Below are 12,248 nucleotides of genomic sequence, written 5' to 3' on the forward strand. Positions count from 1 at the left end.
CTTTCATTTTATCAAGGATTCGCATCCTCATCTATTAAGTATAGGCTGCGGGTGCTCACCTCTCAAAATAAAATTCAATTCTTGAAATCATTTGAGTATACATAAAAGATAACAATGTATATAACAATTCTTCTATTTCTGCAAGAGTAAAATATCGTATTTTATCAAAAAATATACAGAGAACCACCTAACGTTTAGATTTTATAGCTTATTCCTAATATTATAATTACTAGATATCTCTATTAATCCAAATTAGTCACTACTAGTTGAAGCCTTGAAAATTATTATACTTTTTAAGGACTTTGTTAAAAAAGAAAAACCTATTGGTTACATTTATATTAACTAAATCTTACTTTATTAATAATGATTGGAGGTTTTATATGACTAAACCATATGTCATTAAATTAACTACTCCTTTTGAGTGTATTAAACTTTATAATCCTATACTGATATTGCTCTTAGAAGTGCTATTATTATGCAGGCAATAATGATGCAACTAATACTTCTACCAAGAAAGAGGCAACAAAAGCAGAATATAACGCTAAAAAATGGCTTTTTGAAAATAATAAAAATTTTAATGCTACCTGCTTAGAAATCGGCATTGAGCCTAATTATGTAAGCAAGACTGCTGAAAAACTAATTGAATCGCAACAAAATAAGGATAAGCGTCCTAAACTCTACGGCTAAAGTTTAAATAAATTAATTTGTAATAAAACTTGAAATCACTCTAAATATAAATTAATTGTATAGGTGTTACTTAGTAACGCCTATTATATTAATTATTTCAGATTATAAAGGTTATTTATGATTATTTCAGTTTCAGGTCAACATATTTCTATCGGTAATAATTTACAAGAATATTCAAAAGAGAGGGCTACGCAAGTCATTAAAAAATATTTTACCGATATAATAAATATAGATATACATTTTTCAAAAGAGGGCATTAACTTTAAATGTGATATTATAGTAAAATATGGCTCAGGTAAACATAATATAGTCAAAAGTAATGATAGTTGTAGCGATATATATGTAGCTTTTGATAAAGCTATGTCAAAACTAGAAAAACAGCTTAGAAAATATAAATCAAAATTCAAAAATCATCATGCGGGTAAAGTAAAAATATCAGAAATTGCTTACGAAGGTACCAAATATATTATTAATCCGCAATCTGATAGTGAAACCTCTAACGCCGAAGATAATGATAATCCGGCAATTATCGCTGAAAAGCCTGTAGAAATATTAAAATTATCAGTAAAAGAAGCGGTAATGAAAATGGATTTAGAAGATTTACCCGCAGTAGTATTTAAAAATATAAATAATGATCGTATCAATATAGTTTATTATCGTAAAGACGGTAATATTTCTTGGGTAGATTATAATTAATGCTCATTATCCCTTACAAAGGAGTTACGCCAAGAATCGATAAAAGTGCATATATTGCCGAAAGCAGCTCTTTAATAGGAGATGTTGAAATAGGTAGTAATTCAAACATTTGGTTTAATACGGTTCTTAGCGGCGACGTTGAATCAATAAAAATAGGAAATAATACTAACGTACAAGACGGTAGTGTAATTCATACTTCAAGATTTAACGGACCGGTAGAAATAGGCGATAATATAACTATCGGTCATCTCTCTCTTATTCAGCCTGTACAATACATAATAATGCTTTTATCGGTATGAGTGCTACGATAATGGATTATGCAGTAATAGAAGAATATGCTTTTATTGCTGCAGGAAGTCTTATCTCGCCAAAGAAGAGAATTAAATCTCAAGAATTATGGATGGGATCCCCTGCAAAAGTTGTTAGATATTTAACCGATCAAGATTTAGAATATATGCAAGATAATGTAAGAAATTATGTAGAACTTGCAAATGTTTCAAATTAAACTTCGTCTATCTACTTTTCACTTATCAAGAGTATATAAGGAATCCTTAAATGCTTTAACCGTATTTTTAAGTAAAAACGCAATAGTCATCGGTCCGATGCCGCCTGGGACGGGAGTAATATATTTTACTTTAGACTGAACATTTTCAAAATCAACATCACCGATAATTTTATTGCCGCTAATTCTATTAATGCCTACATCAATTACTATAGATTCAGGATTAAAATATTCTGCAGTTAATTTTAAAGGTGAGCCTATTGCAGCAACGACAATATCGGTTTTAGAAGTAATAGAGCTTAAATTGTGTGTCTTAGAATGACAAATAGTAACGCTGCAATTTTCTTTTAACAGTAAAGCACTTAAAGGTTTTCCTACTATATTTGAGCGTCCAATAATTACAACGTTTTTACCGGTTAAATTAGGTTCGTATTTTTTTATAACTGCAAGACAACCAAGAGCAGTGCAGGGAATAAAGTTTTGACTAATCCCGCTATGTAAGTAACCGACATTTAAAGGGTGGAAACCATCGATATCTTTAGAAGGTGATACTGCCGATAAAATTTTATTTTTATCTATGGAGCTTGGCAAAGGAAGCTGAACTATAATTCCTGAAATCTTGTTATCAAGGTTTAACTCATTGATTTTTGATATTAAATCATTAGTATGAATAGTAGTAGATAGATTTACTAATAAAGTATAAATTCCTATTTTATGTGCATTTTTTATTTTGTTTCTTACATAAATAATGCTTGCCGGATTATCGCCTACTAGGACTATAGCAAGCTTCGGTGAAGCGTTGGTTTGGCTTATAAGTTCTTGAATTTCTAGCTTTAAGTCTGCTAGTATCTCATTGGCTAATGCTTTACCGTCAATTATATTATTCACTCTTATTTTTGTCTCCGTTCAGTTTTAACGTCATTGCGAGTAAATTACGTAAGTAATTGACGAAGCAATCTCAGGAGTTTGTTATTGTTGCATGAGATTGTCACGCTCTCTACGGTTGCTCGCAATGACGATCTCTTTATTTAGTAACGCTCTTACTTCTTTTCCCCGTATTTGGTAGTAGAATACTCAAAATGTAGAGCCTTGCCGTCAAATACTCTACTATAAGCATGATGAAGACTGCTTGCCGCTTCAGCAAAACCCGTAAGAATCAGCTTAAGCTTACCGCCATAATGAGCAATATCGCCAATGGCGTAAATACCTTCTATATTAGTTTGATAATAGGAAGAGTCTACTTCAATATGGTGATGCTTAACATTTAAACCCCAATTTGCTAAGCTACCTAAATCTTGTTTTAAACCAAAAAAAGGTAGTAATATATTGGCATCCAATTTGCGAGTATTATTGTGTAAATCTTTAACTATAACCGATTGAAGTTCAGCATTATTACCATCTAAAGCATTTAATTGATAACCGGTTACTAACTCGATTTTATCGGTTTCTGCAATATGCCTTAATTGCCTTACGCTTTCAGGAGCTGCCGTAAATTTATCCCGCCTATGTACTAAATATATTTTATTTGCAATATCTGAAAGAAAAATAGCCCAGTCAACAGCCGAATCCCCGCCGCCTGCTATAACTATATTTTTACCCGCAAATTTGCTTTTATCATTGATGAAATAAAAAACCGACTTGCTTTCAAAATCTTCAATATTCGCAAGGGGCGGTTTGTTTGGACCGAATGAACCTGCTCCTGCTGCAATAATAATAACTTTGCCTTTAATAAGAGTGTTTTTTGAGGTTTTAATTTCAAAAAAATCATCTTGTTTATTTAGCTCTATAGCTTGCTGATTTAAATGATATATAGGGTTAAAAGGAGCTGCTTGAAGTTCTAACTGTTTTATTAGCTCTTCTGCTGCAATTTTAGGATATGCCGGTATATCGTAAATAGGCTTTTCAGGATATAGGGTAATACACTGACCGCCGATAACTTCTTGTGCATCAATAACATGACATTTCATGCCAAGCATTCCTGCTTGAAAAACTGCAAATAATCCAACCGGACCGGCGCCTATTATTACAACATCAGTATTATACATACTTTTTATATTTAAATTTTAAAAAGTATTTTATTGGATATTGAGGAAATAATCAATGGTTATGTGAGTATATTTACAGAAATCCAACACTTTCGCAGGGGGATTTTTAAAAATTGTCGGATATTATACTAGACGAGATGCATTTAAAGGTTGTGCTGCATTCCACTTTTCTTCTACTGGTTCTAATATATCCGCTTTTTATCTCGGCTTTGTTTTTTAGCATACCGAATAATGAGATTTTTTAGTATTTATAGGTAATATTTGTGCTACTTCCTTATCTCTTTTGGTAATTATAATAGATTCTTTATCTGTTTGTAATTTTTCTATTATTGCAAGGCAATGAGATTTAAATTGACTGATTGCTATTATGAAAAAATCTTTTTTAAGATTTCTACCTATCCTATCTATATTCTTGACTTTTAATTCTTTTGCCAGTGCTACTATCGTACCTGTCAATATAGAGATAAACAAAAGTAATAAAATAGCAACTATGACGGTGCAAAATAATGATTATGCACCTAAAAAGGTTCAATTAATTCTTGTAAAGCGTACATATAAAGATGGTATAGAAGAATATAAAGAAACTAAAGATTTAGTGGCAACTCCGGTAACATTTACCTTACATGACGGTCAAATACAATTGATACGGGTAGCTTTACAAAACACACAGAATTATTCTACTAAAGCAAAAGACTTATAGAATTTAAAGACTATAGAATTTTCATAAAAGAATTACCTCGTAGAGTGAAGTTAGAGAATAGTGTTACCTCTACCGTAGATCTTGTTGTTCAGCATAGTATACCTATAACAATATCAGGTTAAAAATCTTTAAAACTAAATAAATTAAAGCAATGTGCTTTTTAAATACCATAATATCGGTTTTTATAGGTATTATTTTTTTATACCGGTGAGTTTTGCAGATGGAGTTATCTCTGAATCTCTTGGCGATACTTCGCCTTGAATCGCAGCGGATACAAACGTACATGAGGATAAGGAGTTAGGGTTATTGCCCCAATGACCTCTAGTAGTAGAATTTGAGAATAGCGCTAATAAAATTGCGGGTGAGAGTGAATTGATTGTTTCGTTAAAAGTTAATTATACCGAAACCGATATATTGCCGACTATAGTGCAAAACGCTCAAGGTCATTATTTAATTCCTCTTGAAGATATAGAACATTTTGATGTTCAAGAAGATTATCTTAAGCAGGGTTTAGTGAATTATCATGATACTGCATATATTAATTTAGATTTGCTTGAGGGTACTAAATATGATTTAAACTTTGAGAATTTAGATTTAAATATTACTTTTCCAACGGAAAAAATGCAACCTCAATCATTTGATGCTTCAGGTGGTCCTATGAAGAAAAGAACGTCGATACTCAACTTATTAGTGGGGTATATTTAAACTATGATGTGACTCTTAGTCCAAATGATGATATTAATTATTTAGCCGGAGTAGAGGAACTCAATTATTTCAATGAAAACGGTGTATATAGATTACAATGTACAAGTTAACCGTAACGGTAAAAATAATGATATTGGAGTTTATCTGCAGAAACATGATACCGAAATAATGAAAAAGTTTAATATCAAAGGAGGAATTTTCTCTATTGATAAAAGCTATTATGCGACAAGACCGATTAACGGAGGTCTTACTTTGATTAAAGTAAATAGTTTAAAGAATGTCGGAGTTTATAATAATAATCTATTAGCAGGTGATACCGATGATAAAGGTAAAATGCTTGTACCTAACTTAACACCGTATGTTCCTTCCGAAATAAGACTAGACGATGCAAATCTACCTCTTAATACAGAGTTTGAAGAAATTGCTTTGCAAGTTGCTCCAAAAACAAAATCAGCGGTATTATTAGACTTTAATATTAAAATAATTAAAAGCATTGAAATGACAGTATTTGATAGTACAGTGAGTATTGAAGGTTTAGATGAAGAAATATGATTAATGGGGTACGTAAGCTGAATTATAATTTGTATAAAGATGCCGGTTTTACTCAAATCCTCGGTAACGGTACTAGTAGTACTGTAACATTTACCGATAAGCTATACACTACTAGGTCTTGAACCGGTCACAAAAAACTATACCGTATATGCACGCCTGCCGTCACAACCTCTTGTTGCTGCCGGCACGTTTCAAGACACTATTACCGTAACCCAGCCATAGCTATATAATAAACAATCTTTAAAATCAAAATTCTTCAGCCTAGGCTCTAACTTTGTTGTTTGCATGGATTGACTCCTAGGGTGCTAGACATTGCTGTCCGGTATTATGTGAAGCTGTATTTTTATTATAATAACAATTTAAGTTTTATATTACTATAACTACATTTAGTATTGTGTAGTTACTTAAAATATTTTTAACTTAAATAAAGGTCGAATTTATGAAAAATGAAGAACAACACAATCAACCAACTCCAAAACATGGTCGAATAATATTCCCGCTTTACACAATGGGAAAAGTTTGTGTAGATAAGAAGCTAATAGATGAAGAGTGGAAACTGAACGAATTTGAAACAGGGAAAGGGAGTGATGAGAGTTTTGGAAATGATGTCGCAGGGGAACCGCTACCACTAGATGGCATATTCTTAATTGTGGGCGTACAGATGATACAGATTGGGTAAATGCTACTAATGAAGAAATAAGAGCGGAATTAAAAGATCCAACGTTTTACTGGATAAACTGTGCTATACCATTAGAGGGTGAGAAAAAACTTACAATAGAATGGGATTATACTGCGTCACATAAAACTCGCGGTTATTTATATAGTGCAAATGACAAAGGCAGAGTTTACCTTTGAAAATAGACTGAAACACGATGATTTAGAAGAAATTTATAGTGAACTTTCTGATAAATTTCCTTACTGGGATCATACATTAGCTTCTTCTAAAATGATTGAAGTAACTTTTCCAGATAGAGAGCCAGGATATTATGTTGTAGCAGTTGATTGGATGGTAGCCGACACACCACGTTTGTTGTATCGTTTATTGTTGAATATAAGGATGAGGTTACACCGATAGGTCTTAATACGAATGATGGAGAATGTCTTTAACGTTATTCCCGCATAGATAAGGTCTTGTTGCATGGATCGGTTTTCTTTCTGTTACGCTGTGACTTGATCGTGAGATGACAGAGATGGAATCGATCCTTAAACTTATGTCTACGCGAAAATGCAACCGGGAACCACGCAACGTTGTCTTACTTCCGCAAGATAAGACTGCTTGTGCCTTAAGAAAGCATAATATTTGTAAAAACTATTCTATATAACGCGAGTTTTGTATTAATAAAGGCGTTTTATAGCTGATAATCACTAGGTTACGAGTGTATTAATAATACTGTTTTTGTTATAAAATTAGTGAGAAAACACACGTTTTGAATTAAGGTAGTGTCTTTACAGTATTAGAAAAAAGTTTATAGGTTATTGAAAAATAATATAAAGAGCAATAACCTATGAGCATAGATTTTATAGAAATATTTTGCTACGTCGATTTGCAAGAATTAGATAAGCATACAAATTCAATGACTCAAAATAACAACAAATCTGGTCCAAAAAGTAGACTGCATAGAAGTGAGGTAATAACGATTATAATAGGTTACTGACAGTCATCTTATGATTGTTTTAAAAACTATTTTATCTGAAACAGATATGAATTCATCATCAAAGAGATTTTCAGTTAGTAAGCTTATAGCCAATTTATAAAAATAATAGGTCCACATTTACCACTATTAGTATTAATATTAAATTCTATTTTGGATCAGTGTGACGGACTATCTTTTGTAGATTCAAGTAGTATAGAGGTATGCAAGAAATATCGTATTTCAATGAATAAAGTGTTTGCTGGTATAAGCAGCACGTGGTGCAACAACAAAAGGTTGGTTCTATGGACTCAAACTACATTTAATAATTAATAGAGCTGGTGGTATAAGTTAAAGCATCTTTTAGTCCTGGTAATAAGGATGATAGAAAACAGCTAGAATTGATGATAAAAAATCTTTTTGGTAAAATATTTGGAGATCGTGATTATATTTCACAAAAATTATTTCAACAACTTTTAGAGCAAGGAGTTTTTATAGTAACTAGAGTAAAGAAAAATATGAAAAATAAGCTTATGTCTATGTTGGATAAAATATTATTGCTTAAAAGATCATTGCTAGAATCTATTTTTAGCAAAATATTTCTATAAAATCTATGCTCATAGGTTATTGCTCTTTATATTATTTTTCAATAACCTATAAGCTTTTTTCTAATACTGTAAAGACACTACCTTAATTCAAAACGTGTGTTTTCTCACTAATTTTATAACAAAAACAGTATTATTAATACACTCGTAACCTAGTGATTATCAGCTATAAAACGCCTTTATTAATACGAAACTTGCGTTATATAGTAATCAAGAGTGATTTGTGTCAAGTCAAAAATCTAAAAAAAAATAAATATTTATATTGAATAAATTATTATTCTCGTGTCTACTTAAGTGAAGATTCTATACACTGAATATGGTGTCATTTTTTCAAAATAAGCATTATAAATAACGCCTACAACCCCATTAGTACCTATAATGAACACGCTTAAAAAAAATAAATTTCAAATAACTATAAACAACAACCATAACAATTTACTTACTCCTTTCGGTAAAGCTATTCTGCGAGATCGATATCTTATGAAAGGTGAGGATTTTCAAGATTTATTTGCAAGAGTTTCTAGTTATTATGCCGAAAATAAACAGCATGCTCAGAAGTTATATGAATATATGAGTAAAATGTGGTTTATGCCAGCAACACCAATCTTAAGTAACGGCGGAACGGATAGGGGGCTTCCTATTTCATGCTTCTTGAATGAGACCGATGATAGCTTAGACGATATAGTAAATTTATGGACAGAAAATGTTTGGCTTGCTGCACGCGGTGGTGGGATTGGCAGTTATTGGGGTAATGTTCGTGCTATTAATGAAGGGATTCGTGATAAAGGTCATTCATCCGGTATTATACCGTTTATTAAAGTAATGGATTCTATGACTCTTGCTATTTCGCAAGGTTCTATTAGACGAGGTTCATCGGCTGTATATTTGCCTATTAATCACCCTGAAATTGAAGAATTTATTGATATAAGACGTCCGACAGGTGGGGATGTTAACCGTAAAGCTCTTAATATTCATCACGGTATAGCTATAACCGATAAATTTATGAAAGCAGTTGAAAATAATACGGATTTTGACCTTGTTAGTCCTGCTACCAAAAAAGTCGTAAATAAAGTTAGAGCAAGAGATTTATGGGTTAAGTTACTAACTACTAGAATAGAAACAGGTGAGCCTTACTTGTTATTTATCGATAGTGTTAATAAATCTATCCCTGAGCATCATAAAAAATTAGGGCTTCAAGTTAAAATGTCTAATCTTTGTAGCGAAATTACATTGCCGACGGGAATTGACCATCTAGGAAAGTCAAGAACTGCTGTTTGTTGCCTTTCCTCTTTAAATTTAGAGTATTACGAAGAGTGGAAAGATGATAAAGAATTTATCCATTCTATTATGTTGTTCCTTGATAATGTTTTAGAAGACTTTATTAATAAAGCACCGGATACTATGGCAAGAGCTAAATATTCGGCTTTACGTGAGCGAAGCGTTGGACTTGGCGTAATGGGCTTCCACTCATTTTTGCAAATGAAAAAAGTACCGATAGAATCGGTTATGGCAAAAGTTTGGAATAAAAAAATATTTGAATATATATCTGCTGAAGCTGATAAAGCCTCAATAGAAATCGGTAAAGAAAAAGGAGCATGTCCTGATGCTCTAGATGCAGGAAGTAATGAACGATTTAGCAATAAAACCGCAATAGCACCTACCGCCTCAATTTCAGTAATAGCAGGTAATGCCTCACCCGGAATAGAGCCGTTTGCTGCTAATAGCTTTGTACAAAAGACTTTAACCGGTTCTTTTAACGTGCGTAACAAACATTTAGAAAAGTTATTAGAGGAAAAAGGATTTAATAATGATCAAGTTTGGTCTTCGATTGCAACACATGAAGGATCAGTACAACATTTAACATTTTTATCCGAAGAAGAAAAACAGGTTTTCAAAACCGCTTACGAAATTGATCAGAATTGGCTAATTGAACTGGCAAGCGATCGTACTCCTTACATTACACAAGCACAATCTTTAAACATCTTTTTACCGGGGAATGTTAGTAAGAAATATTTAAATAATATTCATTTTAAAGCCTGGAAAAAAGGAGTAAAAAGTTTATATTACTGTAGATCGACATCAATACAACGAGCCGATAAGGTCTCGCATGACGTATTAAAGGCCGATTTTAAAGATTTAGAGGAACAAAACGATAAGTTAGCAGAAGTCGGTAACTACGAAGAATGCTTAGCTTGTCAGTAAGTATAATATAACTATGCAAACTATGCAAAGATATTTAGACCCAACAAATGATGTAGCATTTAAAAAATTGTTTACGGATAAAACAAGATTACTAAGCTTTCTCAATAATATTATGAGGTTACCTGAGGAATTGGATTATCAACCTTGAGTATATTTCAAACGAACAAGTGCCGGATTTAGGGCAGAATAAAAGGAGTATAGTAGACATAAAAGTTAGAGATAACTTCGGCAATATTTATATTGTTGAGATGCGAAACGGCTATGCCGATGCTTTTTTAGCAAGAGTACAATTTTACAGTTGTATAGCATTTTCTTCGCAATTAAAAAGAGGAAAAGAATATGCTGATCTAGCTCCTGTAGTAATGGTAGTAATTACTTCTGGATTTCAGGCATTGTCCGAGGGAAAAGAATGTATTAGCTATCCATCAAACTATTAATGTCGGCAACGGTCAGCATCAACTTAAATGCTTGTCTTACGTATTTGTTGAATTAGACAAATTTACCAAAGAAGCAGATGAGTTAGAACGCTTAGAAGATGATTGGTTATATATGATGGCTAAATTCGATAGAGCAAAAGAACCTCCGCAACATACAAAAGATGAAATAGTATTATCAGTCTATAAAACTATTGAATAATTTAACTGGAGCGAAGCAGGATATGGTAATTATATTAAAGTATATTAAAGCGATGCTTGCTGCTCAAACGGAAGAGTTAAATCAAAAAAGTAAATATAATGAGGGGAAAGCTGATGAGAAAGCTGAGGGTATTGAAATTGGAGAAACTAGAAGAAATACAGAAATAGCAAAAGAAATGTTAGCGGATAATGAGCCGATAGAGAAAATAATTAAATATACTAAGCTTTCAAAAGAAGAAATAGAAAAATTATGTCACTACTTGATGCAAGTCCAATTTATAAACCGTTTTCATATCCATGGGCATATGAAGCTTGGCACACTCAACAAAAAATTCATTGGCTACCGGAAGAAGTACCGCTTGCCGACGATGTTAAAGATTGGAAATATAACTTAACTCCAGGGGAAAAACATCTATTAACGCAAATATTTCGTTTTTTTACACAGGCAGATATTGAAGTGAATAATTGCTATATGAAGCATTATTCACGAGTATTTAAACCGACTGAAATATTAATGATGTTATCGGCATTTTCTAATATGGAAACGGTACATATCGCAGCATATTCACATTTACTTGATACGGTAGGTATGCCGGAAGTAGAATATTCAGCATTTCTTAAATATAAGGAAATGAAAGACAAGTATGATTATATGCAGCAATTCGGAGTGGATGCCAAAGAAGATATAGCAACTACACTCGCAGTATTTGGAGCTTTTACTGAAGGATTACAGCTATTTGCTTCTTTTGCGATCATGCTTAATTTCCCTCGTTTTAATAAAATGAAAGGTATGGGACAGATTATTGCTTGGTCAGTGCGTGATGAAACACTTCATACTAACTCAATTATTACTTTGTTTAAGACTTTTGTAAGAGAAAACCCTGAAGTTTGGACGGAAACTTTACGTAAACGTATTTATGAAGCTTGTACGACTATTGTGCATTTTGAAGATGCCTTTATTGAACTTGCTTTTGAAGTTGGCGGTATTGAGGGATTAACGGCATATGAAGTAAGACAATATATTCGTTATATTGCCGACCGTCGTTTAATGCAGCTAGGACTCAAAGATGTATATTTGGTAAATCATAACCCCCTTCCTTGGCTTGATGAAATGCTAAACGGAGTCGAACATACGAACTTTTTTGAAAATAGAGCAACTGAATATTCAAAAGCAGCGACTACCGGTTCATGGGAAGAAGTATTCACTGAGATGGACGCCAAAAGCGGAGGCTCAATAATATACTCAGATAGAACTTGAAAAATTGGTAGCCATGTCTTTGTAAGTCCT

12 protein-coding genes and 8 pseudogenes are annotated in these 12,248 nt (G+C 32.5%); 17 read left to right on the top strand and 3 right to left on the bottom strand.

From position 1 onward, the window contains the following. The first annotated feature begins 380 nt into the window (after positions 1 to 380). The 3 genes and pseudogenes from RMA_RS08350 to RMA_RS10860 all read left to right on the top strand — a co-directional run bounded on the left by RMA_RS08350 (position 381) and on the right by RMA_RS10860 (position 1,888). Positions 381 to 687: pseudogene (locus RMA_RS08350) on the top strand (hypothetical protein). Positions 688 to 804: 117 nt separating this feature from the next. After that, positions 805 to 1,383, top strand: a complete 579-nt coding sequence (gene hpf / locus RMA_RS03425; protein WP_012152791.1) for a ribosome hibernation-promoting factor, HPF/YfiA family — start codon at positions 805 to 807, stop codon at positions 1,381 to 1,383. Next, positions 1,383 to 1,888, top strand: a pseudogene (locus RMA_RS10860) (gamma carbonic anhydrase family protein). The gene hpf and the pseudogene RMA_RS10860 overlap by 1 nt, the downstream one beginning before the upstream one ends. An 18-nt stretch (positions 1,889 to 1,906) precedes the next feature. Here RMA_RS10860 and folD read toward each other — a convergent pair. From folD to RMA_RS12250, 3 genes and pseudogenes are all read right to left on the bottom strand, one after another. Further along, a complete protein-coding gene (folD, locus tag RMA_RS03440) occupies positions 1,907 to 2,773 on the bottom strand; it encodes a bifunctional methylenetetrahydrofolate dehydrogenase/methenyltetrahydrofolate cyclohydrolase FolD (RefSeq protein ID WP_041404678.1) in 867 nt (288 codons plus the stop codon). A 152-nt stretch (positions 2,774 to 2,925) separates the two neighbouring features. Continuing rightward, positions 2,926 to 3,930, bottom strand: coding sequence for an NAD(P)/FAD-dependent oxidoreductase (locus tag RMA_RS03445; protein ID WP_041404679.1), 1,005 nt, complete (start codon positions 3,928 to 3,930; stop codon positions 2,926 to 2,928). 123 nt (positions 3,931 to 4,053) lie between these two features. After that, a pseudogene (locus tag RMA_RS12250) lies at positions 4,054 to 4,299 on the bottom strand (type II toxin-antitoxin system Phd/YefM family antitoxin). Between the two features lie 121 nt (positions 4,300 to 4,420). On the opposite strand from RMA_RS12250, the pseudogene RMA_RS11970 reads away from it, so the two are divergent. The 14 genes and pseudogenes from RMA_RS11970 (at position 4,421) to RMA_RS03500 (ending at position 12,218) form a co-directional block, all read left to right on the top strand. Then, a pseudogene (locus tag RMA_RS11970) lies at positions 4,421 to 4,752 on the top strand (fimbria/pilus periplasmic chaperone). 250 nt (positions 4,753 to 5,002) lie between these two features. Continuing rightward, entirely contained in the window at positions 5,003 to 5,335 is a 333-nt protein-coding gene (locus tag RMA_RS03460; RefSeq protein WP_231288503.1) for a hypothetical protein, read from the top strand. 72 nt (positions 5,336 to 5,407) lie between these two features. Further along, the gene (locus RMA_RS09310; RefSeq protein ID WP_148194405.1) at positions 5,408 to 5,887 is read left to right on the top strand and encodes a fimbria/pilus outer membrane usher protein; all 480 of its coding nucleotides are present in this window, start codon (positions 5,408 to 5,410) and stop codon (positions 5,885 to 5,887) included. Next, positions 5,878 to 6,181: pseudogene (locus RMA_RS08365) on the top strand (spore coat protein U domain-containing protein); the annotation flags it as partial. The gene RMA_RS09310 and the pseudogene RMA_RS08365, both read left to right, overlap by 10 nt. Before the next feature lie 145 nt (positions 6,182 to 6,326). Beyond that, a complete protein-coding gene (locus tag RMA_RS03475) occupies positions 6,327 to 6,566 on the top strand; it encodes a chitin-binding protein (RefSeq protein WP_238375564.1) in 240 nt (79 codons plus the stop codon). A 150-nt stretch (positions 6,567 to 6,716) separates the two neighbouring features. Further along, positions 6,717 to 6,962 carry a chitin-binding protein gene (locus RMA_RS03480; RefSeq protein WP_041404681.1) on the top strand — a complete coding sequence of 82 codons (246 nt, stop codon included), beginning with the start codon at positions 6,717 to 6,719 and terminating at the stop codon, positions 6,960 to 6,962. Positions 6,963 to 7,692: 730 nt separating this feature from the next. After that, positions 7,693 to 7,776: pseudogene (locus RMA_RS12255) on the top strand (hypothetical protein); the annotation flags it as partial. 25 nt (positions 7,777 to 7,801) lie between these two features. Next, positions 7,802 to 7,873, top strand: a pseudogene (locus RMA_RS12260) (transposase); the annotation flags it as partial. A gap of 13 nt (positions 7,874 to 7,886) precedes the next feature. Further along, positions 7,887 to 8,126: pseudogene (locus RMA_RS11700) on the top strand (transposase); the annotation flags it as partial. 375 nt (positions 8,127 to 8,501) lie between these two features. Further along, positions 8,502 to 10,325, top strand: a complete 1,824-nt coding sequence (locus RMA_RS03490) for a ribonucleoside-diphosphate reductase subunit alpha (protein ID WP_041404682.1) — start codon at positions 8,502 to 8,504, stop codon at positions 10,323 to 10,325. 13 nt (positions 10,326 to 10,338) lie between these two features. Continuing rightward, positions 10,339 to 10,473 carry a hypothetical protein gene (locus RMA_RS11705; protein WP_274377931.1) on the top strand — a complete coding sequence of 45 codons (135 nt, stop codon included), beginning with the start codon at positions 10,339 to 10,341 and terminating at the stop codon, positions 10,471 to 10,473. A gap of 19 nt (positions 10,474 to 10,492) precedes the next feature. Next, the gene (locus RMA_RS10880; protein ID WP_238375565.1) at positions 10,493 to 10,762 is read left to right on the top strand and encodes an Rpn family recombination-promoting nuclease/putative transposase; all 270 of its coding nucleotides are present in this window, start codon (positions 10,493 to 10,495) and stop codon (positions 10,760 to 10,762) included. 31 nt (positions 10,763 to 10,793) lie between these two features. After that, complete coding sequence (locus tag RMA_RS10885) at positions 10,794 to 10,961, top strand: hypothetical protein (RefSeq protein WP_238375566.1); 168 nt, start codon at positions 10,794 to 10,796, stop codon at positions 10,959 to 10,961. A gap of 249 nt (positions 10,962 to 11,210) precedes the next feature. Continuing rightward, positions 11,211 to 12,218 carry a ribonucleotide-diphosphate reductase subunit beta gene (locus RMA_RS03500; RefSeq protein WP_041404683.1) on the top strand — a complete coding sequence of 336 codons (1,008 nt, stop codon included), beginning with the start codon at positions 11,211 to 11,213 and terminating at the stop codon, positions 12,216 to 12,218. Positions 12,219 to 12,248 lie beyond the last annotated feature (30 nt).

The sequence above is a fragment of the Rickettsia massiliae MTU5 genome (assembly GCF_000016625.1).
Lineage (GTDB): Bacteria > Pseudomonadota > Alphaproteobacteria > Rickettsiales > Rickettsiaceae > Rickettsia > Rickettsia rickettsii.